Genomic DNA, 24,612 nt, shown 5'->3' with positions numbered 1-24,612 from the left:
CGGAAGCCGCGTTAGGTTGGGGGTATGCGCTTCGGAATTTTCGTTCCGCAGGGGTGGCGGCTGGACCTGGCCGGCATCGATCCCGCGGACCACTGGAAGACCATGCTCGGCCTGGCGAAGCACGCGGAGGCCGGGCCCTTCGAATCGATCTGGGTCTACGACCACTTCCACACCGTGCCCGTCCCGACCGAGGAGGCCACGCACGAGGCCTGGTCGCTGATCTCGGCGTTCGCCGCCGCGACCGACACCGTGCGGCTCGGGCAGATGTGCACCTGCATGGGGTACCGGAACCCGGCCTACCTCGCGAAGGTCGCCGCCACCGCTGACACCATCGCCGGCGGCCGGGTCGAGATGGGCATCGGCGCGGGCTGGTACGAGCACGAATGGCGGGCCTACGGTTACGGCTTCCCCGGTGCCGGCGAGCGGCTCGGCCAGCTCGACGAGGGGGTGCAGATCATGCGCGACCTCTGGACCACCGGGACGTCCACACTGGACGGGAAGCACTACCAGACCGACGGCGCGATCCTGCGCCCGTTGCCGCCGCAGGAAGGCGGCATCCCGCTGTGGATCGCCGGTGGCGGGGAGAAGAAGACGCTCCGGATCGCCGCGAAGTACGCGAAGTACACGAACTTCGCCGCCGACCCGGAGACGTTCACCCGCAAGTCGGAGATCCTCGCTCAGCACTGCAAGGACGTCGGCACCGACTTCGATGCGATCGTCCGCTCGGCCAACCACAACATCGTCATCGGCGAGACCGAGAAGGACGTCCAGGACAAGCTGGCCTGGCTGAGGTCCCACCTCGGCAAGTACATCGAGGCCGACGCCGTCGAGCGCTGGGCCGGCAACTTCGAGAACAGCCCGACCACCGGCACGCCCGAGCAGATCACCGAAAAGCTCGCCGCGATGGGCGAGCTGGGCATGTCCTACGCGATCTTCAACTTCCCCGAAGCCGCGTACGACCGCTCCGGCATCGACCTGTTCACCGAGCAGGTCGCGCCCGCCCTGGCCTGACGTGGGTCGTGGGTGGCGCCCGACTGGGGAGCCTCGGCGCCACCCACGAGCTCACGGGACGGCCGGGCTCCCGCCGGTCTGCACCGGCAGCCCGGCCTTCGCCCAGGCGCGGAACCCCCCGTCGAGGTCGGTCGCGTGACGCAGGCCCAGCCGCTGCAGGTCGGCCGCCGCCAGGCTGGACGAATACCCCTCGTTGCACATCACGATCACCGTCGCGTCCGGCGTCACCGACGACAGCCGCCACTCGCTGTCCGGGGCCAGGCGCCACTCCAGGTGGATCCGCTCGACGACCACCGAGCCCGGGATCTCGCCCTCGGCCTCGCGGTTCGCGTGCGGGCGGATGTCGACGATCAGCGCCCCCGCGCCCTGTAGCTCCAAGGCTCGCTCCGGATCGACCCGGTCCAACCCGGACCGGGCCTTCGCCAGCACCTCGTCGATCGCGCTCATGAGCCGAGTATCACCGGCCGACAACGGCGGGCAGCGGCGGGATCTCGGCGGGGACGTCGGCGAGGCTCTTGTACTCCCGCGTCGCCACCAGCGGCGGCGAGTACGCGTGGACGCTCGCCGCGGGCTGGTCGCCGAGGCCGGTGACCTGGTGGGCGCGGCCGGCGCCGAAGCCGATGCCCTGGCCGGGGACGTGCGTGCGGCGCCGGACCGGGCCGCCGGGGTAGCGGTACTCCTCGCCGAGCTCGCCCTGCAGGACGGTGAACGAGCCGGACGCGCCGCCGTGGTCGTGCGGCTTCGTGTGCTGGCCCGGCAACCACGACAGCAGCCAAAGCTCGACGCCGTCGGTCAGGGCCAGCCGGGCCCACCAGCGGCGGTCTTCGTCGAACCGCAGGATGTCCTTGAGGCTCGCGGTCAGCTCGGTGGTCACGGTGGCGGTCAGGTCCGCCAGCTCACGCGGCGTCCACAGCAGCCGCGCCGGGTGCAGCAGGTCGGGCAGCAGCGGGTCGGTCAGCTGCGGGTGGATCTCGACGGGGGGACGAACAAGGGACGTGGTCAACGCGGGTGCTCCTCGGACGCGAAGGTGGTCAGGACGCGGGGGCAGCACGGCACGGCCGTCAGCGGCGCCCGGGCGAGGGCGCGCGGAATCAGCGGAGTCGTGCCCGGGTACACCCGGCGGAAGCGACCAGGAGCAGGTCGATCGCGCGACGGCGCCAGAACGTACCCCGGGTGACCGGAGTGACGGGCGCGTCGGCTGACATGCTGTCGATCCTGCCACAGCACGGCTGCCGCCGACACTTCCCGACTGCGCTGTTCCAAGTCGTGGAACGGCCGCCGACCTGCTGGTTCGCCGTCTCACCCGGGCGGGTGCGCACGCGCGCGCGACGGCAGACAGAATGGGCCTCGTGAGCGAGCCGATCCAGCCCAGCGAACTTGACGACCTCGTGGTCCGGATGGCCGGTGTCGGCGTCCGCCGGGGGACCAACGACCTCCTCGCCGGCCTCGACTGGAACGTCGAACTGGACGAACGCTGGGTGGTGCTCGGCCCGAACGGCGCGGGCAAGACCACGCTGCTGCGCCTCGCCGCGGCCGAGCTGCACCCGACCACCGGCGAGGTCGACCTGCTCGGCGAGCGGATCGGCCGGGTCAACATCTTCGACCTGCGGCCGCGGATCGGCTTCACCTCCGCCGCGATCGCCCAGCGCGTCCCGGGCGACGAGCTCGTCAAGGACGTCGTCGTCAGCGCGGGCTACGCGGTGCTCGGCCGCTGGCGTGAGGAATACGACACCCTCGACACCGCCCGCGCGACCGAACTGCTGGACGCGATGGGCATCGGGAACCTCGCCGAGCGCACCTTCGGCACGCTGTCCGAAGGGGAGCGCAAGCGCGCGCTGATCGCGCGGTCGCTGATGACCGACCCGGAGATGCTGCTGCTCGACGAGCCGGCCGCCGGGCTCGATCTCGGCGGCCGCGAGGACCTCGTCGCGCGGCTCTCGGCGCTGGCCCTCGACCCGGACGCGCCGGCGCTCGTGCTGGTCACCCACCACGTGGAAGAGATCCCGCCGGGGTTCACCCACGCGCTGCTTCTCCGCGACGGCCACGCGGTGGTGTCCGGCCTTGTCGACGACGTCATCACCAGCGAAAACCTCTCGAAGACGTTCGACCAGGACCTCGTGCTCGAGCGTTCCGGCGATCGCTTCTTCGCCCGCCGTCGCTAAGCTGTCGCTTACCGGCGGGTAGCCTGCTGGCACTTCGTCAACGAGGAGGATGGGCGTGGGAGAGTTCGTATCGCTGGAGGTCAAGGACGGGGTCGGCACGATCCGGCTCGACCGCCCGCCGGTCAACGCCCTGAACGCCCAGGTCACCGCCGAACTCGCCGAGCTGGCGAAGGAGGTCTCCGAGCGTGACGACGTCCGCGCGGTGATCCTCTACGGCGGCGAGAAGACCTTCGCCGGCGGCGCGGACATCAAGGAGATGGCCACCCGCACCTACCCGGAGATCGCCAAGTTCGGCGCCCGGCTCACCGGCACGCTCGCCGCGATCGCGGAGATCCCGAAGCCGGTTGTCGCCGCCATCACCGGGTACGCCCTCGGTGGCGGCCTCGAGCTCGCGCTGACCGCGGACCGCCGCGTCGCCGGTGACAACGTCAAGGTCGGCCAGCCGGAGATCCAGCTCGGGGTCATCCCCGGCGCCGGCGGCACCCAGCGCCTGGCGCGGCTGATCGGGCCGAGCAAGACCAAGGACATCGTCTACACGGGACGGTTCGTCAAGGCCGAAGAGGCGCTGCAGCTGGGGATCGTCGACCAGGTTGTCGCCCCGGACGACGTCTACGCGGCCGCGCTCAAGTGGGCGTCGCAGTTCGCGCACGGCCCCGCCGTGGCGCTGCGCGCGGCGAAGGCGGCCATCGACGGCGGCCTCGACACCGACCTCGCGAACGGGCTCAAGCTCGAATCGCACCTGTTCGCCGCGCTCTGGGCGACCGAAGACCAGCGGAACGGCATGAAGTCGTTCATCGAAAACGGGCCCGGCAAGGCCACTTTCGAAGGGAAATGACGCCTTGACCGACGTGAACGACCCGGCTCCGAACCCACACGCCACCGCCGACGAGGTTCAGGCCGCCTGGGCCGACCCGAAGCTGGCGAACGTGCTGTACCACGACTGGGAAGCCGGCACCTACGACGAGAAGTGGTCCATCTCCTACGACGAGCGCTGCATCTCCTACGCGACGGACGTGTTCAACGCCGTCGCGGGTGATGACGGCCAGCCGTACCAGCACGCGATGGAGCTCGGCAGCGGTACGGGTTTCTTCCTGTTGAACCTGATGCAGGGCGGCGTCGCCAAGAAGGGCTCGGTCACCGACCTTTCGCCCGGCATGGTCCAGGTCGCGCTGCGCAACGCCGAGAAGCTCGGTCTCGACGTCGACGGCCGGGTCGCCGACGCCGAGCGGATCCCGTACGACGACAACACGTTCGACCTCGTCGTCGGGCACGCGGTGCTGCACCACATCCCGGACGTCCAGGCGGCGTTCCGCGAGGTGCTGCGCGTGCTCAAGCCGGGCGGCCGGTTCGTCTTCGCCGGCGAGCCGACGAAGATCGGCGACTTCTACGCCCGCAAGCTCGGCCAGTTCACCTGGTTCCTGACGACCCGGGTGACGAAGCTGCCCGCGCTGAGCGGCTGGCGGCGTCCGCAGGAGGAGCTCGACGAGTCCTCCCGCGCCGCCGCGCTGGAAGCCGTCGTCGACATCCACACCTTCGACCCGTCGGAGCTGGAGTCGTGGGCCCGCGGGGCCGGCGCCCAGGACGTCCACGCGGTCACCGAGGAGTTCGCCGCGGCGCTCGCGGGCTGGCCGATCCGGACGTTCGAAGCCGCGGTGCCGCCGGAGAAGCTCACCGTGCGCTGGCGGCTGTTCGCCTACAAGCTGTGGCTGCGGCTGTCCGCCGTGGACAAGAAGCTGCTGGCGAAGATCCTGCCGCGCGAGCTGTTCTACAACGTGATGATCACCGGGACCAAGCGGCCGTCCTAAGTGCCTTATGCGTTCACCCTCGGCGACGTCGCCTACCTGCGCTCTGACGCGGGTGTGGCGGCGCTCGCCGAGGTCTCGGTGTTGCCGCTGACCGACCGGATCGCCGACGTCGCCGCCGTGCGCCGGATCGCCGGCGAGGAGTACGCGGCGGCCGTTCTGGAAACCGCGCTGCTGCGCCGTAAATCCGCGGCCAAAGTGGATTCGGATGGCTGGCTCTTCACGTCGGACGCACTCCAGCAGGCGAGCGCCACACCGGTCGCCCGGCACCGGGCCCAGCGCTTGGCGGGTCTCGACGTCCACGACGTCACGTGTTCGGTCGGCGCGGACCTCGTCGAGATCGCCCGGGTGGCCAGGCGGGCGCTCGGGTCCGATGTGGACCCGGTGCGGCTGGAGATGGCCCGGCACAACGGAACCACCGCGGGTGTCGCGTTCGGACTCGCCCGCGCCGACGCGCTGCACCCCGTGAGCCGCTCGGGCGTCGTCGTCGCCGACCCCGCTCGCCGCGACTCCGCCGGACGCCGGGCCTGGAAACCCGCGGACTTCGCGCCGCCGCTGGACGGGCTGGTCGACGCCTACCCGGGGCGTCCGCTGTCCGTGAAGTGCGCGCCCGGGCTCGACTTCGCGATCACGCCGTGGGCCGACGAGGTCGAGCTGGTGTCCCTCGACGGCCAGGTGCGCGAATCCTGTCTCTGGCGCGGCCTCGGCACCGGCGTCACCCGGCGGGCGACCGTGCTGCGCTCGGACGGGACACAGTGGACGGTCACCGACGCCGAACCGGACGAACTGCCCACCCGGCCGCCGGGGGAGTGGATCGTCGACCCGGACGGCGCCGTCGTCCGGGCCGGACTGGTCCGCCACTACGCGGCGCGGCACGGGTTGTGGCAGCTGGACGAGCGCATCGCGTACCTGACCGGAGACACCCCGCCGCCGGGTGTGCGCGCGTTCCGCGTGCTGGAGCAGGGGCCGTACAGCGAAAAGGCGCTGAAGGCCGTCCTCAAGCGACACGACGTCGGACGGCTGGAAATCCTCATCCGCGGCCTGGACGTCGACCCGGACGCGTTGCGCCGCAGGCTCAAACCACGCGGCGCGGCGGAAGCTTCGGTCGTCCTGACGCGGATCGGCCGCGCGCCGGTGGCGTTCCTCTGCCGGGCCGAGCGGATTTAGGTGAACAAGAACCAACGAAGGGTGGAACTCCGGGTGAACGTGACGTAGGTTCCCTCCGTCGTCAAGTCTGCACTGGAGGGTCGCTCGTGTCCGGAAAATGGTCAGGTCTCGTCAAGCTCGCCGCCGCCGCGGCGATCGGCGCCACCGTCGCTTCGGGGGCCACCGCGCTGGCCGGCTCGGACGACGCCACCGCCGCCCGCGCCAAGGAGCCGGCCAACATCGGCCAGGTCAAGAACGACGTCAAGGCCTACTACGGCGACTACCTCGACGCCGCCGGCAAACACCACTATTCGGACACCAGCCGGTTCGTGAAGGACACCAAGAACGTCGTCGCCGACGCAAAGCGCTACCTGCAGCAGCAGCTCGGCAAGGTCAAGAACCCGGCGATCGTGCTGGACGTCGACGACACCTCCGAGGTCACCTACGGCTGGGAGGCCGACAACGACTTCGGCTTTGACCCGGTCAAGCAGCAGCAGGCCATCGACAACGGCACGTTCACCGCCAACAAGCCGGTGCTCGAGCTGTCCAACTGGGCCGCGCAGCACGGCGTCAAGGTGTACTTCCTGACCGGCCGCAACGAGCTGCAGGGCCCGCAGTCGCTGAAGAACCTCGCCAACGAGGGCTTCCCGGCTCCGGCCGGCGCGTTCTTCAAGCCGAAGGTGACCGCGCCCGACTACCTGCCGTGCGGTCTGACCTGCACCACCGTGCAGTACAAGTCGGGCACGCGGGCGCACATCGAGGCGACCGGCGCGAAGATCGTGCTCAACGTCGGTGACCAGTTCAGCGACCTCGAGGGCGGTTACGGGCTGCGTCCGGTGAAGCTGCCGAACCCGATGTACTACCTGCCCTGATCCTCCGGAATAACCGCCGGGTCCCGGGTGCTGCTCCCAGTACACAACTTTTTCGAGGAGCTGACATGCCGGAGAAGAAGGTGCTGGTCCCGGGCCCGGACCACCCGATCACCGTCGAGCCGACCAAGGCCCGCGTGGTGGTCAAGGCGGGCGGGCGAGTGGTGGCCGACAGCCGCAACGCGCTGACGCTGCAGGAGTCGAACTACCCGGCGGCGCAGTACATCCCGCGGGCGGACGTCGACTTCAGCCTGCTGGAGCGGACCGACCACGAGACGTACTGCCCGTACAAGGGCGAGAGCAACTACTACAGCCTGAACGCCGGTGACGTGCAGGCGGAAAACGCGATCTGGACGTACGAGAAGCCGTACGACGCGGTCGCGGCGATCAAGGACCACGTCGCGTTCTACCCGAACGTCGTGGACTCGATCGAGCTGATCGAGGACTGAGCTGGACCTCGACCTGCTGCGCACGTTCCTCGCGGTCCACCGCGCGGGCTCGCTGACCGGTGCGGCGCCGTCGCTGGGGTTGTCCCAGCCGACGGTGACCGCGCAGGTCAGGGCCCTGGAGGAACAGCTCGGGCAGCAGCTGTTCGTCCGGCGTGCGCGGGGCGTCACGCCGACGTCGGTGGCCGACGAGCTGGCCGTCCGGATCGCCCCGCACGTCGACGCGCTTTCTTCCTTGACGGTCGAGGCGGTCGACCCGTTCGCCGCGCCGGTGCACCTGGCCGGACCGGCCGAGCTGACCGCTGCGCGCGTGCTGCCCGCGCTCGCCGGCCTGGTCGCCGGCGGCCTGCAGCTGCGCGTCAGCTTCGGGCTGGCCGACGACTTGTTGGCGGGGCTGGCGCAGCGGCGGTACGACCTGGTCGTCTCGACGATCCGGCCGCGCGGCCGCGGCTTCGCGGCGACGCCGTTGACCGACGAGGAGTTCGTCCTGGTCGGTCCGCGCGGCTTCTCCGCCGACCCTCGCACGGCGCCGCTCGTGGCGTACGCCGAAGACCTGCCGATCATCCGCCGCTACTGGCGTTCGGTGCTGGGTGTGCGGCCGCCTGCCGGACCCGCCGTGGTCGTCCCGGACCTGCGGGGTGTGCTGGCCTGCGTGGTGGCCGGGTTCGGCGTCAGCGTGCTGCCGCGTTATCTCTGCGCCGCCGAGCTGGCTTCGGGTGACTTGGTGGCGCTGCTGGACCCGGTCGAACCGCCGATCAACACGCTCTTCGTCGTGACCCGGACCGAGCCGTGCCGGGCGGGGCCCGCGGCGGTGCGGGACGCACTGCTCGCGGACGCCGCCCGGTGGTGAATCAGCCGGTGTAGCCCGCGAAGATCTTCGCGAACTCGTACTTCGCCTGCGGCACGTTGGTGCACTTGTAGAGCGCGCCGGTGCACGCGTTGGCGTCGCGGCCGGCTTCCCAGAACGACAGCATGCCCAGGTGGACGGTCTTGGCGAAGGCGACCAGCGCCTTTGCGTCCTTCTGGTAGAAGATCTCGTTCTGCGAATCGTTCACCCCGATCATCGGGGTGACGCCGACCTTCTTCCACGCCGCCGCGTCACTCAGCCCGTAGAGCGACTTGAGCTGCGCCTGCGTCGCCTTGGCCGCGGAAATCGCCTTGGCGCCCTGGTCGCCGGCGCCCTGGTAGTAGTCCATGGCCATCACGTTCACGAGATCCAGGTTCACCCCGGCGTCTTTCGCGGACTTGACGACGTTGAGGCCGTCGGCGGTGAGGCCGTTCGGCAGCACCGGGAGGGTCAGCGAGATCTTGAGGCCCGGGTTGTTGTTCTGCAACGTCTTCAGGGCTTGGGAGCGGCGTGCGATCGTGGTCGGATCCGCGATGGCCGCCCCCTCGATGTCGAAGTCGGCGTACTTCAGGCCGTACGCCTTGACCACGGCGTCGTACTCGGCCGCGACCTGCGCCGACGTGCTGCACGCCTGCGCCAGCTCGATGCCGGACGCGCCGCCGAAGGAGATCTTGACGTCACCACCGCCGTTGCGGATCTTGGTGATCTCGTCCTTCTGCCACGCGGTGCGCGGGTCGTAGGCGCCGAACCAGCTGGCCTTGCAGCCGTACGAGTTGACGAAGGCGAGCGTGAAGCCCTTGACCCCGCTCGCGGCGGACATCGCCGAGAGGCTGGGTGACGGCCAGGCGCCCATGTCGACGTAGGGCCCGACCGGGATCGGGGAGCCGGCCGCGGCGCCCGCGGGAGCGGCGAACCCGGTGGCCACCAGGGCCAAACCGCCCAAAGCGGCCAGGAGGGGATGGAGACGGGGGAGACGCATGGGGGACCTCCACGACGACGAGCGCGGCGGCGGGAATTCCTGTCCCAATTGGTATAGACCATTAAGGTGGTCCGGACCATAGGCCGTTCGGGGGCATGACCGCGGGTGACGGGCGGAACCGGCCCCCCGACCGATTCCGCTCTTCTTCACGCGGCGCGCTTGCGTCCGCGGCCCCGCTCCAGCCACCACTGGGCGATCAGCAGTGGCACCACCCAGCCCGTCCACGTCGTGATGCCGGCGATCGCCTGGCCCATCGCCAGCTCGCTGCCGCCGAACGTCGTGTCCACCTGCGGCGCCAGGACGACTGCCCAGACGATGCCCCAGATCCGGTTGCTGATGATGGACATGCAGAGCGCGAAGCTGCGGATCATCCACCGCCGGTGGTCGCCGAAGCGCCGGGCGCGCGCCATCCGGTAGCCCTGCACGGTGCAGCCGAACCAGAGCGTCGCGAGCAGGACGTTCGACACCGCGCCGATCGGGCCGAACGGCGCCGCGAGCGCGATGGCGAACCCCGCGATCGACGCCGGGATCGCGCCGGCGAACACGTAGACGCGGCCGGTGCGGCGGTGCACCGTGGGGTGCTTCTGCCGCAGCCACGGCCAGATCTGCATCGCGCAGGTCACCATCGCGATGGTCGCGAAGCCGATGTGCGTGACGAGCACCGGGTAGTACCAGCCGGCGCCGCCCGGCGCCGGGATCCGCGACTGCGCCGGGTCCAGGCCGAGGTAGGGCGGGAGCGAGTACACCAGGAACACCGTGACGAGCAGCCCCAGCGGGAACACCCACGGGCGGCGCCACCACTGCGGGTTGCGCCGGGCGTCGCCGACGCTCGCCGGAGTCTCGGTCGTGGTCATGGGGTCCCCCTTGGTTCTTGACGCTGTATCGGCACCGTATTGACCAGCGCGTCCGGCCGACAGTCCTTGCTGCTGACAATGGGGGAGTACCCTGAAACCGTTCTAGGTGTCCTGGGGAAGTGTTCTAGTACGGATCGAGGTGTTCGTGGCCGAGCAGGCGCCCTACCTGCGGATCGCGGCGGACCTGCGCCGCCGGATCACCGCCGGTGAGCTGCGGCCCGGCGAGCGTGTCCCGTCGACGCGCACGCTCGTCCGCGAATGGGGTGTCGCGATGGCGACCGCGGCGAAAGCGCTCTCCGCGCTGGGCGAGCAGGGCTGGGTGCGCGCGGTGCCGGGCAGCGGCACGGTGGTGGCCGAGCGGACCCCGCAGAAGGCGCCACTGGGCCGGGCCGCCCTGGTGCGCGCGGCCATCGCGCTCGCGGACGCCGAGGGCATCACCGCGCTGTCGATGCGGCGGCTGGCCGCCGAGCTGGGTGTCGGCCCGATGGCGCTGTACCGGCACGTGCCGGACAAGGACGAACTGCTCCGCCTGATGGCCGACGCGGCGCTCGGCGAGGCGGAACTGCCGGAACCGGGCCCGGCGGAGTGGCGCCCCCGCCTCGAGCTGGCTGCCCGCGCGCAGTGGGGCGCCTACCGCCGTCACCCGTGGCTCGCGCCGATCCTGCTGAATTCCCTGGTCCGCCCGCCGGTCCTGGCGGCCGGCCTGCGCCTGGTCGACTGGTCCTTGCGGGCCTTTTCCGGTTCGGGACTGCGACGCCGGGTGAAGCTGCAGGTGATCATGACGCTCAACGGCTGGGTCGGTGGCCTGGCCGTGAGCAACGCGTTCGAGGTCCAGGCCGAGCAGGACACGGGTATTTCGGGCGACCAGCGCCTGGCGGCGGACATGGCCCTGCTCGCCGGATACCTGGAGTCGGGCCGGTTCCCGGTGCTGACCGAGGTGATGACCGGCGTCGAAGACGTCGACCTCGACGAGGCGTTCGAGTTCGGTTTGCGCCTGCAGCTCGACGGCATCGCGGCGCTGCTGGAAATCGACGAGCCGCGATGACCGGCGCCGCCTAGACTTCCGGCGGTGCTGATCACCACACAACGCCTCACGCTGCACGCGTGGTCCGAAGACTTCTTCGACGACCTGTTCGCCTTGGCCCAGCTGCCGGACACGGTCCGGTACGTCGGCACGGGCGAGCCGTGGAGCCGCGAATACACCCTCACCAAGCACCGGGCAACGCTGGATCACTGGGCTGAGCACGGTTTCGGCTGGTTCGCGGTCTCGGCGGCCCCGGACTCCTTCGACGGCGTGGTGTCGTTGGTCCGCCGGGACGCGACGGAGTCCGGTCTGGGGGCACCGGCGGTGGAGATGGGCTGGTGGATCGCCCCGTCGGGCTGGGGCCGCGGGTATGCCACGGAAGCGACTTCGGCGGTGCGGGACCACGTGTTCGCGTCGGGTTTCACCGAGCGGCTGCTGGCGGTTTATGAGCCGGTGAACAAGGCTTCGGCCCGGGTGGTGGAGAAGCTGGGGTTCGCTCCGCACAGCAAGTTCACGTTGGACGGGCGGGTGGAGCAGCGCGCGGTGCTGGAACGTTCGAGCTGAGGTGCATTCCTCCGGTATCGCCAAAGTTCGGTCGCCTCGGCGATCCAGAGGTGCTCGTTCTCGACCTCGGAATGAGCCGTCATCCCTGGCCGGAGCTGGTGAAATGGGCGGCGCCGGACTGCCCCTAGCCGGCCGGTTTCCGAGCTGTCCACAGCCGGGTCCGAATGTGGACAGCTCGGGCGCTCACCCGCGATTCCGGCGGGTTTGTCCTACCCCGCCGGTAGACTGGACTTGGGGCCGCCCCCCAGGGAAGGGGCGGGGAGGTGCCCCTATCTGGTTGTCAAGCCGCGACAGGTTCGGGGTGGCGGTAGTGGGTGCCGTTGCGGAGCATGGCGTGGAGGACGTCGCAGCGGCGGCGGGCCAGGCAGATCAGGGCGGCGTTGTGCTTCTTGCTCTCGGCCCGCTTGCGGTCGTAGTAGGTCCTGCTGGTCGGGTCAGACAGTGCGGCGAAGGCGGAGAGAAAGAACGCGCGTTTGAGCTGACGGTTGCCGGTCCGTGCAGGGTGCTCGCCCTTGATGCTGGTGCCGGAGCTGCGGGTGACCGGCCGGCAGCGCCCCGGTCGTGGCCGGTTGGTCTGCCACGACCAGCAGCGGATCGTGCTCGGCGAGCTTGTCGAACAGCGCCTTCAGTTTGGGTTCGGTGTTGGGCAGCGGCCCGTCATGCAGCCGCGTGCGGTCGGGGTCGAGGCCGACCGCGTGGTGAGCGTCCTTGCCGACATCCAGGCCGAGGAACACGCCGAAACTGCTGCTCATCCACCATGCCATTCGCTCGTCGCGAGTGGTCGCCGATCGGGCATCGATGGCCGGCACCCACGCCTACGACGAGACCTACCTTCCGGTGGCCGTGTCCCTATTCAGCGGTCCCTCGATGCCACCAGACCCGGTGACACCCCCCGGATCATGGATTCGACTGGGGGCGTCAGTCAGGCCGGGCCTGGTGACCACAGCTCCTTGATCAGGAACTACGAAAAAGTAACGGGGGAGCTCCGGCGGGCGTTCCCGGTCAGGCGGGCACAGGGACCGGGGCGTCGCCGATCCAGCGGCGCACCGCCTCCGCCAAGCCCGTGTCGCCGGAGCCGGGCGTGCCGACCCAGGCCACGTGGCCGTCCGGCCGCAGCAACACCGCCTCGATGTCCGAAGTGGACGAAGACGCGGTCACCACCTCGATTCCCGGCGACCAAGCACTGAACGATCCGGCAAGGTCCAGCAACACCGGCCGCCCGGCATGCAGCAGTGCCGCCAGGTGCATTGGACGCTCGGCAACCGTCAACGGCACGTCCGGCGCGAGACGACCCAGCCACGGATGTCCGCCCGGCGCATAACAGGCGTCCAGCCCGGTGATGATCTCCGCCAGCGCCCGGTTCCCCGCCGGGTGCGAAGCGACCCGTCGCATCAGGTCGGCCCACGGCTCCGTCGCGTCCGCCTCTTCCAAAGCCACCTGCGCCCGCGTGTTCGCCAGGATCCGCTCGCCCGCCGCGTGCCGCTCGTCGTGATATGTGTCCAGAAGCCCCGAAGGCGCCGTTCCGTGGACCGTCGCCGCGAGCTTCCAGCCGAGGTTGAACGCGTCGTCCAGCGCCACGTTCAACCCGATCGCCCCCGCCGGTGGGTGGATGTGCGCGGCGTCGCCGGCCAGCAGGACCCGGCCTTCCCGGTACCGCGACGCCAGCCGCGCCGCGTCGCCGAAGCGGGTCAGCCAGCGAGGCTCGCGCAGCTCGACGTGTCGGCCCAGCACCGAGTCCACCTGCGCCTGGAGCTGGTCGAGGGTGACGGGCGAGTACTTGTCCGCCGGCGGGTTGTCCTCCCGGACGACTATCCGGACGTACCCCGGCCGCGGGATGACGAACACCGTCCGGCCGTCCGGGCCGGCCGAAACCCCGTACGGCAGCTCGCATTCGACGTCGCCGAGCAGTGCGAACCAGCGCGCGTCGACACCCGGGAAGCCGATCCCGGCCTGCTTGCGCACCGTGCTGCGGCCGCCGTCGCACCCGACGAGGAACCGGGCCCGGATCTGGCGTCCACTGTGGACCAGGACGGTGTCCGGGGACTGGGTGAACGTCTGCAGTTCGTGGCCGCGCAGGATTTCGACGCCGAGGTCGAGCGCGCGGGCCTCGAGCACTTCCTCGACGCGCGCCTGCGGGATGCCCAGCGAGAACGGGTGATCGGTCGCCGCGCCGTCGAGCAGCAGCGGGCCGGGCAGGCCCGTGACCGGCGCGTGCGGCACCTGGTGGCCCTCGGCGACCAGGCCGTCGGCCAGGCCGCGCCGGGCGAGCAGGTCCAGCGAGCGCGCGTTGAGGTTGAAGCCGCGGCTGTGCGGCGGACGCGACTCGTGGCGTTCGACGATCGTGGTGCGCACGCCGGCCAGCGCGAGCTCCGCGGCGAGCAGCAGGCCGGCGGGGCCGGCGCCGGCGACGAGGACGTCGGTTTCGAGTTCGGGCACAGTCTTCCCCTCAGGAGTGGTCGGGCCAGGACAGGGAGCCGGACCGGATTTCGGCGGCCGTGCCGCTCGCCCAGTCGAGCTCGGCCTGCCACGCGTGCCGGGCGAACTCGACTTCGATCATGAACAGCCGCGGCACGCCCTGGCCGACGGTGTCGGTCAACGCCGTGTTCGCACCCTCGATGCGGTCGGCGAGGTGCCGCGCGCGTTCCTCCAGCGCGTCGGCGGCGCGCTCCGGGCCGAGCGCGCCGAGGTAGCTCACGGCCGCGACGAACTTCGGGTACTCCGCGACAGGCTCGCGGAGCAGCTCGTCGAGCCACGCGAGGAACTCCTGGCGGCCGAGCTCGGTGTGCGCGTAGACGGTCCGCTCCGGCCGGTTGCCTTCCCGGACCGTCTCGACCGGCTCGATCCAGCGGTGCTTGGCCAGCGCCTCGACGGTGTCGTAGAGCGAGCCCGGGTTGATCTTGAAAGTCGTGTCCTTGTACCGCTCGCGCAGCGTGGACGCGATTTCGTACGGGTGCATCGGGCGTTCCAGCAGCAGGCCGAGCAGAGCCAGCGCGAGGGTGTTCCGGATCTTGCGAGGTGGCACTAGTCGCTCCCTATTAGTCGGATCCGACTATACGACCGCCGTCAAGTCAGGTTGCCGAGGCAGGTCTGCAGCAGGTCTGCCAGATAACGTTGCTGGTCGGCTGACAGGTCGCCGAGCATCGCCGTCTCGACCTGCGTGACCAGGTCGTCGGCGGCGCGCAGTTTCGTGCGGCCGGACGACGTCAGCGCCACGGGCAAGGCTCGGCCGGTGGTCGCCCGTTCGGCCACGGTGACGAGGCCGGCGGCTCGCAGTCCACTGAGGACGTCCCGCAGCGACTGCCGGGTGACGAAGGTGACCCGGGCGAGTTCGGCCGACGACGCGCCGGGGTGGTCGTCGAGCGCGCGCAGCACGGCGTACTGCGACATCGACAGCTCCAGCGGACGCAGGCGGTCGGTGCAGGCCTGGTTCAGTGCCTGCTGGGTGCGTTTCAGCAGGTAGCCGGGCCGCTCGCCGGTGCGGGGTTGACTCATGTCAGGAACCTTACACATAATGACGATGTAAGGATCCTGACATCGAGGAGAAGTCATGGCGACCACCACCATCACCGCCGGCGCCGACCTGGCGACCCTGATCAACGTCTTCACCGTCGACCCCGGGCGGCAGCAGGAGCTGGTCGAGCTGCTGGTCACGGCCACCGAGAAGGTGATGCAGCACCGGCCGGGCTTCGTCGCGGCGAACATCCACGCCGGCGCCGAAGGCACCCGGGTCGTCAACTACGCCCAGTGGGAGAGCGCGGACGCGTTCCGCGCGATGCTCGCCGACCCCGAGTGCCAGGAGCACATGCAGGCCGCGCTCGCCCTCGCGACGGCCGACCCGCAGCTCTACACCGTCGAGTCGGTGCACCACAGCTGACGTCAGCGTATGTCGAGCGCGGTCACCCGGAGACGGCGTCTCAGAACTTCGTGTTCTCCCGCCAATGCCGGAACAGCTCCGCGTTGCCGAAAATCGTCAACCGCGGGTCGTCGGCGGCAACGCGCCCGGTCAGCGCCAGGAGCAGATCGACGGCACGGCCCTCGACGACGACGTCGGCCTCGGCCGCAGATTCGAAACTCACCTCGACCGCCGACGGCGTCCGCCGCACCAGCCAGGCGACCTTCGGTTCGGTGGCGCGGAACAGCAGGGTCTCGCCCGCGCCCCGCAGCGCCGTCCGGTCCAGGGCCGGGTGTTCCAGTCGCGAGAAAACGGCCACGAGGTCGAGGCCTTCGGAGATCCCGTCCGCGGCCAGATCACCGTCGACCTCGTACGGCGCGCCGGTCGCGAGCGAGGCGTCCGCGCGGTGGACGACGGTCTCGTGGGTGAGCCGGCGCGTCCAGAACCCGGCGCGGCGGTCGGGTGTCCACGTCGAGGTCGGCGTTTCGGGGCCGACGTCGGTCACGGCCTCGACGAGCCGCTCCGCGCCGTCGATCAGCCAGTTGCCGAGAGCGTCGAAGCCGGGCGGGTCGTCGACGGTGACGGTTTCGAACGGCACGTACCCGGTGGGCCGGCTCGCGATGATGGTGGCGGACTTGTGGTAGGCCAGCCCGACGTGGCGGATCAGGTCGTGCAGGGTCCACTCGGGACACGTCGGGACGCGCACGTCCGGGGCGGCGCCCGCGATCGTCATCCCGAACTGCTCCGCTTCGGCGACGAGCGCCTCGGCCAGCCGATCGTGGCTCAAGGACTTCACCCGGCCAAGATAGTCCGGACGGAGGTGGCCATGGGGGCGTTTTCAGCTGCCCCGGAGGTCGATCCGGCTCGACGCCCGGAGCCGGGCCGCGCGCGTCATGAGATACCGCTGCTCCGGGGTGTTCGCGGTCCGCGCGGCCGCCGCGTCGTAGTGCCGGATCGCGGCGGCGGTGTCCCCGGCCAGCTCCAGCAGGTGCGCCCGGGCGGCGTCGAGCCGGTGCCCGCCCAGCTCGAGGGTCGCCAGGAGCTCGAGCCCGGCGGCGGGCCCGTGCACCATCGCCGTGGCGATCGCGCGGTTGAGCGACACCACCGGGTTGTCCGTCATCCGCTCCAGCAGCCGGTAGGTGCGCAGGATCTGCGTCCAGTCGGTGTCTTCGACACGCGGCGCGATGCCGTGCGCCGCGGCGATCGCGGCCTGCAGCCGGTACTCACCCGCGTCGCCGCGCTTCAACGCCTCGGTGACCAGGGCGACGCCTTCCCGGATCTGCGCGCGGTTCCACTTCGCCCGGTCCTGCTCGGCCAGCGGCACCAGCTCCCCGGACGGACCGGTCCGCGCCGGGCGCCGCGCGTCGGTGAGCAGCATCAGTGCCAGCAACCCGGTGACCTCGCCGTCGTCCGGCAGCGTCTCGTGCAGCAGCCGGGTCAGGCGGATCGCTTCGCCGGACAGCTCGGTCCGGTGCAGGCTGGCGCCCGCGCTGCTCGTGTAGCCCTCGTTGAACACCAGGTAGAGCACGTGCCGCACCGCCTGCAGCCGGGCCTCGCGCTCGCCGGCTTCGGGCAGCCGGAACGGCACGTCGGACGCCTTGATGCGCGCCTTGGCGCGGCTGATCCGCTGCGCCATGGTCGCTTCCGGGACCAGGAACGCGCCGGCGATCTCGGCCGTGGTCAGGCCGCCGACCGCACGCAGCGTCAGCGCGATCGCCGACGCGGGGGTGAGCGCCGGGTGGCAGCACAGGAAGAGCAGCACGAGCGTGTCGTCGGTATTCGGGACATCCGCCGGCGGCGGTTCGTGAGCGAGTGTCTCCTCCCGGCGGCGCCGCGCCTGCTCGCTGCGGAAATGGTCGGTCAGCCGGTGCACAGCGGCCTGGATCAGCCACCCGCGCGGGTTGTCCGGTAGCCCGTCGGACGGCCAGTGCCGCGCCGCCGCGAGCAGCGCTTCCTGCACGGCGTCGTCCGCGGCGTCGAAGTCGCGGAACCGCCGCGCGACAACGCCGAGGACCTGCGGCGCGAGGGTGCGCAGCAGGTCCTCGACCCGGTCGCCGGGCATCAGGCGGGTGCGCTCATCACCTGGCGGACCTCGATCGGCTGCCGGATCGGCACCCCGCCCGGCCCGGGCGCGGCCGAGGCCTTCGCCGCGATCTCCAGCGCGCGCTCCTCGCTCTCGACGTCGACGACCCAGTAGCCGGCCAGCAGCTCCTTGCCCTCCGGGTACGGCCCGTCGGTGACCACGGGGCTGGTCCGGCCGTCGGAGACCACCGTCTTCGCCACTTCGGGCCCGGCCAGGCCCTGCGCGTCGACGAGCTCACCCTTGTCCCGCAGCTCGGCGTCGAGCGCGTGCTGGAAGTCGATGTGCGCGCGGATGTCCTCCGGCGGCCATTCACCCATCGGGAGGTCGCACGCGGTGTCCCCGCTGTAGCTCATCAGCAGCATGTACTTCGCCATGATCGGCTCCTTTCCGCGCCGCGGTGGCGCGTTCACGGGAAGGACGGAGCCCGGCCCGCGTTCTCTACATCGTTGGTCGGTTTTCGAGCCAAGTTTTCGCCAGCCGCTTCGGCGCCCGGCACAACCAGGCCTCGACCAGCACTTCTTCGAGCGTCGGGAGGTCGATCCGGTCGAGCTCGACGAGGATCGCGGGGAAGCCGCGGAAGTGCGGCGTGGTGAAGAAGACGGCCGGGTCGTCGGCGACCAGGGCGTCCTTGACCCCGACGTCCGGCACGTACGCGCACAGCACCGGCCCGGCGGGCGCCCGTGCGCCGAGCGCCTCGAGGTCGCCCTTGCGCAGCGGGCGCTCCCAGGCGAAGCCCTTCTTCCCGACCTGCCAGGCCAGGTACCCGCGCGAGTTTTCTTCGACCACTTCGGGCAGCTCGCGCGCAACCCGGCCGACGTCGTCCCAGCTGGCCACGGCGATCAGGATAATCGCCGAAGTGACTGGGGAACTGAAACGCGCACGCCTGGGTGTTTCGATCGTCTTCGCGGTGTGCGGCGCGGCGTTCGCGACCTGGCTGGCCCGCGTGCCGGCGGTACAGCAACAGCTCGGCCTGAGCACGGGGGAGCTGGCGGTCGGGCTGTTCGGGCTCGCGGCCGGATCGGTGCTGACGCTGCTGGGCGCGGGGGCGCTGCTCGCACGGATCGGCAGCCGCGCGGCCGTCGTGCTCGGCGCGGTGGTGCTGTGCGCCGGGCTGCCGCTGGTCGCCTTCGCGTGGTCCGCGCCGGTGTTCGTCGCCGCGCTCGTGGTGCTCGGCGTGGGCAACAGCCTGCTCGACGTCGCGATGAACGCGCACGCCGCCCGCGTCGAGGAGGGGTACGGACGGCCGATCTTCGCCGGCTTCCACGCCTTCTGGAACATCGGCGGCCTCGCGGGCTCGGGGGTCGACGCGCTGATGGAGGCCGTGCACGTCCCGGTGTCGGTGCACTTCCCGGTGGCCGGCGCGGTGCTGCTGGCGCTCGCGCTGTGGGCGGCGCGCACGCGGTTCCTCACCGGCGCCGACCGCGGCCAGGGTGACGCGGCGTTCGCGTGGCCGAGCCGGGCCCTGGTGCCGCTGGGCGTGATCGCGTTCTGCGGGTTCGTCGCCGAGGGCGCGGTCAACAGCTGGAGCGCGGTGTACCTCGCCGACGTCACCGGCGCGACACCGGCGCTCGCCTCGCTGGGCTACTTCGCCTTCTCCGGGACGATGATCGCGGTCCGCCTGGTCGCCGACCGGGTGGTGGCGCGGACGGGCCCGGTGGTGTTCGTCCGGTTTGCGACCACGGTCGCGGTGCTCGGGTTCGCCCTGGTCCTGGCCGCGCCGTGGCCGGTGGCGGGGGTGCTCGGCTTTGCGGTGGTCGGGCTCGGCGTCGCCGGGATCGTGCCGATCGCGTGGAGCGTGGCGAGCCGCAAGCAGGCGGACGCGCCGGGCCGCGCGGTCGCCGCCGTCGCGGCCTGCGGGTACCTGGGCTTCCTGGTGGAGCCGGTGCTGGTCGGGGCGCTCGCGACCCGGATCGGGCTGCACTGGGCGCTGTCGTCGGCCGTCGTGGTCACCTTCGCGATTCTGTTCCTCGCTCCGTCGCTGCGGGTGCGGGAGCCGGCGCTCACGCGGTGAGCAGCAGTTTCAGGCCTTCGGCGGACGGGGTGCCCGGCGCCGCGGTGTAGACCAGCAGCCGGTGCTCGTGGCCCGGGACGGCGAGGATCTCGCAGTCGAGCTCCAGCGGGCCCGCGACCGGGTGGACGGTCCGCTTGGTCAGCGTCCGCGGCACGACGACCTCGCGCGCCGCCCACAGCCGCGCGAACTCGGGGCTCGTGTCCAAGAGTTCGTCGACGAGTGCCCGGACGACGGGATCGGCCGGGTACCGCCCGCCCGCACGCAGGTCCGCGACGCACAGCCGGGCCAGCTCCAGCCGGTTACCGGTGATCTTGTCGCCGGTGTCGAACAGCCGGCGCAGCCGGTTTCGCCGTCGCGGTGACCACCCGGCCGGATCGCCGATCAGGGCGACCAGCATCCGGTTCCAGGCGACCAGGTCGTACCCGGCGTTGATGACCATCGCCGGGACGTCGTCGAGGCGGTCGAGCAGTCGCAGGACGTTCGCGGGCACCGGCCCGGACGGCGGCGCGAAAGCCGGCCGGGCCAGCCGGAGGAGGTACGCGTGCTCGTCGGCGGTCAGGCGCAGCGCCCGCCCCAGCGCGGTCAGGACCTGATCGGACGGCCGTGGTCCGCGGCCCTGCTCGAGCCGGACGTAGTAGTCGACGGAGATCCCGGCCAGCAGCGCCACCTCGGCGCGCCGCAGCCCCGGCGTCTGCCGCCGCGGGCCGGGCGCGAGGCCGGCGTCGGCGGCCTGCAGCCTGGCTCGCCTGCTGCGCAGGAACGCGCCGAGTTCTGCCCTGTCCATCGGTCCATCATCACCTCGCCGCGGGGTGGTACCGCCAGTGCCTACCCCGTTTCGGCCACCCGGGACGAGCCTGGCCGCATGACGATTCTGGTGACCGGCGCCCGCGGGAACGTCGCCCGCGCCCTGGTGGGAAGACTGCTCGAAGACGGCCACGAAGTCCGCGCGGCCGGCCGTGACCCGGGCGCGGCCCGGCTGCCCGGCGGGGTCGAAGTGGTCGCGGCCGACCTCGCCCGGCCCGAGGGCTGGGACGCGGCCCTGAACGGCGTCACGACGGCGTTCCTCTACGCCGGCACGGCCGGGCTCGGCGGTTTCCTCGCCCGGGCGGGCGGCCTGGCGCACGTTGTCGTGCTGTCCGCGGCGGGCGCCGATCCCGCGTCGGACGACGCCATCACCCGGGCCCACGGCGAAGCCGAGCAGGCCGTCCGCGACTCCGGGATCCCGTGGACGTTCGTGCGGCCAGGTGGCTTCGCGGCCAACCGGCTGGTCTGGGCACGGTCGATCCGCGCGGACGGCGTGGTGCGCGACCCCTTCCCGGACTCGCACGCGGCGCTGGTCCACGAGGCGGACATCGCCGCCGTCGCCGCCTGCGCGCTGACGTCGTCCGGGCACGTCGGCGCGGTGCACACCTTGACCGGGCCCGAGTCGCTGACCGTGCGGCAGCAGGCGGCGCTGATCGGTGCCGCCGCCGGGCGTCCCGTTCGGGTCGAGGCCCAGGACCTGGACGAACACCGTCGTGAGCTTACGGCCGTGTTCGAGGCCCGCGGCCTCGGCAGTGTCGGCTCGGCCGACGTCGTCGAAGCCCGGATCCGGCGGCTGGCCGCGCTCGTGGACCGGCCGCAGCCCACGACGACGACCGTCCTGGACGTCACCGGCCGCCCGGCTCGCGGGTTCGCCGAGTGGGCGGCCGACCACGCCGCGGAGTTCGGCTGAGCGCTCAGGCCTCGTGTTCGCGCAGCAGCCGGCGGACGGCCGTGTGGTCACCTTCGACGACCACGCGGCCGTCGGCGGTCAGAGGGTCGAGGTCCCACGGGGCTTCGAGCAGGGCGTTCAACGTCGGCGGGTCGGTCCGGAGCACGGCGTCCGGTGCGGTGGGTTCGCCGGGTTCGACCGTCAGGCGGCCCGGCTCGGTCCGGACCGTCCACACCCGCGTGTCCAGTTCGACGCGGTAGCAAGCGTTTGCGCGCGGGCGGGCGGAGCCGCGCAGGTACAGCAGCACCGACGTCGCGCCGAGCGTCGCGGGCCGGGGGAGCGGGACGCGGGATGCCCACGCGCCCAGCGCCAGGACGATCGGCTCCAGCTCATGGCCCCACTCGGTCAGCTCGTAGACCGTCGAACCGGCCGGCGGCGGCAGCTTCCGGCGGGTCACGACGCCGTGGCCTTCGAGTTCCCGCAGCCGGTCGGTGACCAGGTTCGAGCTCGCGCCCGGCAGCGCGCGGCGGACGTCGGAGAACCGCTGCGGCCCGAGCAGGAGCTCACGCACCACGAGCAGCGCCCAGCGTTCCCCGATGACGTCCAGGGCACGGGCGGTGGCGCAGGCGTCTCCGTAACTTCGGCTCGTCGACATGGTGCTAATTTACAACTACGAGGTTGTTTTTAACAACTAGAACGGCGTACGGTCACCCTCATGGGAAATCCTGTGGTGCACTTCGAAATCATCGGGACGGACCCGGCGCGGCTGCGCGGGTACTACGGCGAGCTGTTCGGCTGGGAGTTCGACACCTCGGGTCCGGTGTCGGACCAGGTGTCGGAAGCCGGGAACTACGGGTTCGTCGAGACCGGCGGCATCCCGGGCGGTGTCGGCGGCGGCGCGGGCCACCAGAGCCACGTCGTGTTCTACGTGGGTGTCCCGGACGTCGCGGCGGCGCTGGCGGAGGCCGAGCGCCTCGGCGGCACCCGTCGGATGGGCCCGGACCGGGCGCCGGGGCGTGACCTGGTGGTCGCCCACTTCACCGACGTCGAGGGCAACCTGATCGGCCTCGCGGGCCCGGCCTGACGCGTCATTCCTCGGCGGCCGACTGGGCCCGGTCGATCGCCGGCATGTTCTCCTCGGCCCAGTTCCTCAGCGCGGCCAACGGAACCTCGAGGGACAGCCCCAGATCCGTGAGCCGGTAGTGCACCTTCGGTGGGACCGTCGGCTCGACACGGCGGGCGACCAGGCCGTCATGGGTGAGCGAGCGCAGGGTCACCGACAGCATCTTCTGCGAGACGCCCGGCATCCGGCGTTGCAGCTCCGCGAACCGCACCTCGCGCGGGTCCGCCTCGGCCAGCACCTTGACCACCATCGACGTCCACTTCGTGCCGATCCGGTCGAGCAGCCGGCGCGTCGGGCACGCGGGGTCGAACAGGTCGCCGCGCTTCGAGGGGGTCACCTGGAGCTCACCACCTGTCGGGAAAGTGCCGTCTTGGTCACGGCTTGGAAGTTACCTACGGTTCTCTGGTAACCAATGGTAACCGCCAAGGAGAGTCATGCTGCGCGTGAACGGCATCGAGGTCAACGTCACGGTCACCGGGGACGGCCCCGCCGTCCTGCTGCTGCACGGTTTCCCGCACACCGGGCGGCTCTGGATCGAAGTCGTCCCGCAGCTGGCGACGCACTATCGAGTAATCACCCCGGATCTGCGCGGGCTCGGCGCGACGGCGCGTCCGGAAGACGGCTACGACGCGGGCACCCTCGCCGCCGATGCCGAAGCGCTCCTCGACGCACTCGGGGAACCGGCGGCCGCGGTCGTCGGCATCGACGCGGGTGCGCCGCCCGCGTTCCTGCTGGCGATGCGCCACCCCGAGCGGGTCCGGCGGCTCGTCCTCATGGAGTCGCTGCTGGGTCGTCTTCCCGGCGCCGAAGACTTCCTGGCGGGCGGGCCGCCGTGGTGGTTCGGGTTCCACGCCGTCCCGGACCTCGCCGAGACCGTCCTCATCGGACACGAGGCGGAGTACGTCGACTGGTTCCTCGACGCCGGCACCCGGGGCCGCGGGGTGCCGCGCGAGATCCGCGACCACTTCGTCGCCGCTTACACCGGGCGTGAAGCCCTGCGCGGCGCGTTCGCCCACTACCGCGCGATGCCCGTCAGCGCCCGGCAGATCGCGGACGCCGTCGCGGGCGGGCGGCTCACGGTGCCCACGATGGCGATCGGCGCCCACCCGGTGGGGGACACGCTCGCGCGTCAGCTGCGGCCGTTCGCCGACGACCTGGTGGCCCACGTCGTCGAGGACTGCGGCCACATCATTCCGCTGGACCGTCCCGATGTCCTTGCGCCGCTGCTGAAAGCGTTCCTTGACCTCGACCTTGCTGGAGCTTCAAGACTGTCGTCATGACGATCTGGATCTGCGGGACCTGCGGGGTCGAGCACCCCGACACCGACCGGCCCCCGGCCGGCGAGTGCGCGATCTGCGCGGACGAGCGCCAGTGGGTGCCCGCCTCGGGACAGGTGTGGACAACCCTGGACAAGCTCTCGGCCGACGCCCACGACGTGGTGCACGAGGAGCTGGAACCGGGCCTGCACCGGCTGAACCGGGAACCGCCGTTCGGCATCGGCCAGTGGACGCACCTGGTGCAGACCGCCGAGGGCAACCTGCTGTGGGACCCGCCGAACCACCTCGACCCGGCGCTGGCCGCCAAGATCGACGAGCTCGGCGGCGCCGCGGTGATCGTGGCCAGCCACCCGCACATGTACGGCTCGCAGGTCAGCTGGAGCCACCGGCTGGGCCGCATCCCCGTGCTGGTGCACACCGCCGACCGGCAGTGGGTGCAGCGGGAGGCCCCGGTGCTCCGCGAGTGGTCCGGCACCGAGCGGGTCCTGCCCGGGGTGACGCTCGTCGAGGCCGGTGGCCACTTCCCCGGCGCCGCGGTGGCCCACGTCGAGAACAGCACCGGCGGCGCCCTGCTGGCCGGCGACACGATCGTGCCGGTGGCCGCCGCGGGGTGGGTGACCTTCATGCGCAGCTACCCCAACAAGATCCCGCTGTCGGCCGGGCTGGTGCAGCGGATCGTGGACCGGCTGGCGCCGTACGAGTTCGACCGCCTCTGCGGCCTGCTGGGCGGCACGGTCCTCGGTGACGCGAAGGGTGCGGTGCGCCGGTCCGCGGAGCGCTACATCGCCTGGGCCGGCGGGGCGAACGACCACCTCGGCTGAGCCGCGGC

At 71.5% G+C, this 24,612-nt stretch carries 31 protein-coding genes and 1 pseudogene; 16 read left to right on the top strand and 16 right to left on the bottom strand.

Features of this window, described 5'->3' with window-relative positions; translation table 11 throughout:
* Positions 1-24: 24 nt before the first annotated feature.
* Entirely contained in the window at positions 25-1,011 is a 987-nt protein-coding gene (locus tag ACIA5G_RS29465) for an LLM class F420-dependent oxidoreductase (protein WP_395928895.1), read from the top strand.
* 51 nt (positions 1,012-1,062) lie between these two features.
* Here the strand turns inward: ACIA5G_RS29465 and ACIA5G_RS29460 are convergent, their stop codons facing one another.
* A complete protein-coding gene (locus ACIA5G_RS29460; protein ID WP_395928893.1) occupies positions 1,063-1,458 on the bottom strand; it encodes a rhodanese-like domain-containing protein in 396 nt (131 codons plus the stop codon).
* 10 nt (positions 1,459-1,468) lie between these two features.
* A complete protein-coding gene (locus ACIA5G_RS29455) occupies positions 1,469-2,014 on the bottom strand; it encodes a cysteine dioxygenase (RefSeq protein ID WP_395928891.1) in 546 nt (181 codons plus the stop codon).
* A 337-nt stretch (positions 2,015-2,351) separates the two neighbouring features.
* Here ACIA5G_RS29455 and ACIA5G_RS29450 point away from each other — a divergent pair, with 337 nt between their 5' ends.
* The 7 genes from ACIA5G_RS29450 to ACIA5G_RS29420 all read left to right on the top strand — a co-directional run bounded on the left by ACIA5G_RS29450 (position 2,352) and on the right by ACIA5G_RS29420 (position 8,286).
* Positions 2,352-3,173 carry an ABC transporter ATP-binding protein gene (locus tag ACIA5G_RS29450; RefSeq protein WP_395928889.1) on the top strand — a complete coding sequence of 274 codons (822 nt, stop codon included), beginning with the start codon at positions 2,352-2,354 and terminating at the stop codon, positions 3,171-3,173.
* Between the two features lie 55 nt (positions 3,174-3,228).
* On the top strand, positions 3,229-4,008 hold the full coding sequence (locus ACIA5G_RS29445) for an enoyl-CoA hydratase/isomerase family protein (protein ID WP_395928887.1): 780 nt from the start codon (positions 3,229-3,231) through the stop codon (positions 4,006-4,008).
* A gap of 4 nt (positions 4,009-4,012) precedes the next feature.
* Positions 4,013-4,978, top strand: coding sequence for a class I SAM-dependent methyltransferase (locus tag ACIA5G_RS29440; protein ID WP_395928885.1), 966 nt, complete (start codon positions 4,013-4,015; stop codon positions 4,976-4,978).
* Positions 4,979-6,142, top strand: a complete 1,164-nt coding sequence (locus tag ACIA5G_RS29435; protein ID WP_395928883.1) for a class I SAM-dependent methyltransferase — start codon at positions 4,979-4,981, stop codon at positions 6,140-6,142. It begins immediately after the preceding gene.
* A gap of 86 nt (positions 6,143-6,228) precedes the next feature.
* Complete coding sequence (locus ACIA5G_RS29430) at positions 6,229-6,993, top strand: HAD family acid phosphatase (protein WP_395928881.1); 765 nt, start codon at positions 6,229-6,231, stop codon at positions 6,991-6,993.
* Positions 6,994-7,058: 65 nt separating this feature from the next.
* Complete coding sequence (locus ACIA5G_RS29425; protein ID WP_395928879.1) at positions 7,059-7,439, top strand: DUF427 domain-containing protein; 381 nt, start codon at positions 7,059-7,061, stop codon at positions 7,437-7,439.
* A gap of 1 nt (position 7,440) precedes the next feature.
* The gene (locus ACIA5G_RS29420) at positions 7,441-8,286 is read left to right on the top strand and encodes a LysR family transcriptional regulator (protein WP_395929274.1); all 846 of its coding nucleotides are present in this window, start codon (positions 7,441-7,443) and stop codon (positions 8,284-8,286) included.
* Position 8,287: 1 nt separating this feature from the next.
* On the opposite strand, the gene ACIA5G_RS29415 is transcribed toward ACIA5G_RS29420, so the two are convergent.
* Positions 8,288-9,262: a chitinase gene (locus ACIA5G_RS29415; RefSeq protein ID WP_395928877.1), complete on the bottom strand. Its 975-nt coding sequence runs from the start codon at positions 9,260-9,262 to the stop codon at positions 8,288-8,290.
* 146 nt (positions 9,263-9,408) lie between these two features.
* Positions 9,409-10,116, bottom strand: coding sequence for a DUF2306 domain-containing protein (locus ACIA5G_RS29410; RefSeq protein WP_395928875.1), 708 nt, complete (start codon positions 10,114-10,116; stop codon positions 9,409-9,411).
* A gap of 106 nt (positions 10,117-10,222) precedes the next feature.
* Here ACIA5G_RS29410 and ACIA5G_RS29405 point away from each other — a divergent pair, with 106 nt between their 5' ends.
* Positions 10,223-11,161, top strand: a complete 939-nt coding sequence (locus ACIA5G_RS29405) for a TetR/AcrR family transcriptional regulator C-terminal domain-containing protein (RefSeq protein WP_395928873.1) — start codon at positions 10,223-10,225, stop codon at positions 11,159-11,161.
* 24 nt (positions 11,162-11,185) lie between these two features.
* Positions 11,186-11,704 (top strand): GNAT family N-acetyltransferase, encoded by a 519-nt coding sequence (locus ACIA5G_RS29400; protein WP_395928871.1) that lies wholly within the window; start codon positions 11,186-11,188, stop codon positions 11,702-11,704.
* 280 nt (positions 11,705-11,984) lie between these two features.
* Here the strand turns inward: ACIA5G_RS29400 and ACIA5G_RS29395 are convergent.
* The 5 genes and pseudogenes from ACIA5G_RS29395 to ACIA5G_RS29375 form a co-directional block, all read right to left on the bottom strand.
* A pseudogene (locus tag ACIA5G_RS29395) lies at positions 11,985-12,248 on the bottom strand (transposase); the annotation flags it as partial.
* Positions 12,139-12,456, bottom strand: a complete 318-nt coding sequence (locus ACIA5G_RS29390) for a transposase (protein WP_395928869.1) — start codon at positions 12,454-12,456, stop codon at positions 12,139-12,141. The pseudogene ACIA5G_RS29395 and the gene ACIA5G_RS29390, both read right to left, overlap by 110 nt.
* A 250-nt stretch (positions 12,457-12,706) precedes the next feature.
* Positions 12,707-14,140, bottom strand: coding sequence for an FAD-dependent monooxygenase (locus ACIA5G_RS29385; RefSeq protein ID WP_395928867.1), 1,434 nt, complete (start codon positions 14,138-14,140; stop codon positions 12,707-12,709).
* 10 nt (positions 14,141-14,150) lie between these two features.
* A complete protein-coding gene (locus ACIA5G_RS29380; RefSeq protein WP_395928865.1) occupies positions 14,151-14,726 on the bottom strand; it encodes a PadR family transcriptional regulator in 576 nt (191 codons plus the stop codon).
* A 41-nt stretch (positions 14,727-14,767) separates the two neighbouring features.
* Positions 14,768-15,196: a MarR family winged helix-turn-helix transcriptional regulator gene (locus tag ACIA5G_RS29375; protein WP_395928863.1), complete on the bottom strand. Its 429-nt coding sequence runs from the start codon at positions 15,194-15,196 to the stop codon at positions 14,768-14,770.
* Between the two features lie 55 nt (positions 15,197-15,251).
* Here ACIA5G_RS29375 and ACIA5G_RS29370 point away from each other — a divergent pair, with 55 nt between their 5' ends.
* Complete coding sequence (locus tag ACIA5G_RS29370) at positions 15,252-15,578, top strand: antibiotic biosynthesis monooxygenase family protein (RefSeq protein ID WP_395928861.1); 327 nt, start codon at positions 15,252-15,254, stop codon at positions 15,576-15,578.
* Positions 15,579-15,618: 40 nt separating this feature from the next.
* Here ACIA5G_RS29370 and ACIA5G_RS29365 read toward each other — a convergent pair whose 3' ends face one another.
* From ACIA5G_RS29365 to ACIA5G_RS29350, 4 genes are all read right to left on the bottom strand, one after another.
* Positions 15,619-16,392: a maleylpyruvate isomerase family mycothiol-dependent enzyme gene (locus tag ACIA5G_RS29365; RefSeq protein ID WP_395928859.1), complete on the bottom strand. Its 774-nt coding sequence runs from the start codon at positions 16,390-16,392 to the stop codon at positions 15,619-15,621.
* Between the two features lie 42 nt (positions 16,393-16,434).
* Positions 16,435-17,658, bottom strand: a complete 1,224-nt coding sequence (locus ACIA5G_RS29360; protein ID WP_395928857.1) for an RNA polymerase sigma factor — start codon at positions 17,656-17,658, stop codon at positions 16,435-16,437.
* Positions 17,658-18,053, bottom strand: a complete 396-nt coding sequence (locus ACIA5G_RS29355) for a YciI family protein (protein WP_395928855.1) — start codon at positions 18,051-18,053, stop codon at positions 17,658-17,660. Before ACIA5G_RS29355 ends, ACIA5G_RS29360 begins: the two co-directional genes overlap by 1 nt.
* A gap of 64 nt (positions 18,054-18,117) precedes the next feature.
* Complete coding sequence (locus ACIA5G_RS29350; RefSeq protein WP_395928853.1) at positions 18,118-18,513, bottom strand: MmcQ/YjbR family DNA-binding protein; 396 nt, start codon at positions 18,511-18,513, stop codon at positions 18,118-18,120.
* Between the two features lie 22 nt (positions 18,514-18,535).
* Between ACIA5G_RS29350 and ACIA5G_RS29345 the strand changes: the two genes are divergently transcribed.
* Entirely contained in the window at positions 18,536-19,690 is a 1,155-nt protein-coding gene (locus ACIA5G_RS29345; RefSeq protein WP_395928851.1) for an MFS transporter, read from the top strand.
* Here ACIA5G_RS29345 and ACIA5G_RS29340 read toward each other — a convergent pair.
* The gene (locus ACIA5G_RS29340; protein WP_395928849.1) at positions 19,680-20,474 is read right to left on the bottom strand and encodes a helix-turn-helix transcriptional regulator; all 795 of its coding nucleotides are present in this window, start codon (positions 20,472-20,474) and stop codon (positions 19,680-19,682) included. The genes ACIA5G_RS29345 and ACIA5G_RS29340 overlap by 11 nt on opposite strands.
* Positions 20,475-20,552: 78 nt before the next feature.
* Here ACIA5G_RS29340 and ACIA5G_RS29335 point away from each other — a divergent pair, with 78 nt between their 5' ends.
* On the top strand, positions 20,553-21,404 hold the full coding sequence (locus ACIA5G_RS29335) for an SDR family oxidoreductase (protein WP_395928847.1): 852 nt from the start codon (positions 20,553-20,555) through the stop codon (positions 21,402-21,404).
* A gap of 4 nt (positions 21,405-21,408) precedes the next feature.
* Here ACIA5G_RS29335 and ACIA5G_RS29330 read toward each other — a convergent pair whose 3' ends face one another.
* Entirely contained in the window at positions 21,409-22,038 is a 630-nt protein-coding gene (locus ACIA5G_RS29330) for a winged helix-turn-helix transcriptional regulator (RefSeq protein ID WP_395928845.1), read from the bottom strand.
* Positions 22,039-22,098: 60 nt separating this feature from the next.
* Here ACIA5G_RS29330 and ACIA5G_RS29325 point away from each other — a divergent pair, with 60 nt between their 5' ends.
* Positions 22,099-22,467 carry a VOC family protein gene (locus ACIA5G_RS29325; protein WP_395928843.1) on the top strand — a complete coding sequence of 123 codons (369 nt, stop codon included), beginning with the start codon at positions 22,099-22,101 and terminating at the stop codon, positions 22,465-22,467.
* A 4-nt stretch (positions 22,468-22,471) separates the two neighbouring features.
* Here the strand turns inward: ACIA5G_RS29325 and ACIA5G_RS29320 are convergent, their stop codons facing one another.
* Positions 22,472-22,843: a winged helix-turn-helix transcriptional regulator gene (locus ACIA5G_RS29320; protein ID WP_395928841.1), complete on the bottom strand. Its 372-nt coding sequence runs from the start codon at positions 22,841-22,843 to the stop codon at positions 22,472-22,474.
* 97 nt (positions 22,844-22,940) lie between these two features.
* On the opposite strand from ACIA5G_RS29320, the gene ACIA5G_RS29315 reads away from it, so the two are divergent.
* Positions 22,941-23,786 carry an alpha/beta fold hydrolase gene (locus ACIA5G_RS29315; protein WP_395928839.1) on the top strand — a complete coding sequence of 282 codons (846 nt, stop codon included), beginning with the start codon at positions 22,941-22,943 and terminating at the stop codon, positions 23,784-23,786.
* Positions 23,783-24,604 (top strand): hydrolase, encoded by an 822-nt coding sequence (locus ACIA5G_RS29310; protein ID WP_395928837.1) that lies wholly within the window; start codon positions 23,783-23,785, stop codon positions 24,602-24,604. The genes ACIA5G_RS29315 and ACIA5G_RS29310 overlap by 4 nt, the downstream gene beginning before the upstream one ends.
* The last annotated feature ends 8 nt before the right edge of the window (positions 24,605-24,612 follow it).

The sequence above is a fragment of the Amycolatopsis sp. NPDC051758 genome (assembly GCF_044453095.1).
Classification (GTDB): Bacteria; Actinomycetota; Actinomycetes; order Mycobacteriales; family Pseudonocardiaceae; genus Amycolatopsis.
The sequence above is the reverse complement of the archived record's forward strand: the minus strand, read 5'-3'. Positions and strand labels throughout refer to the sequence as shown.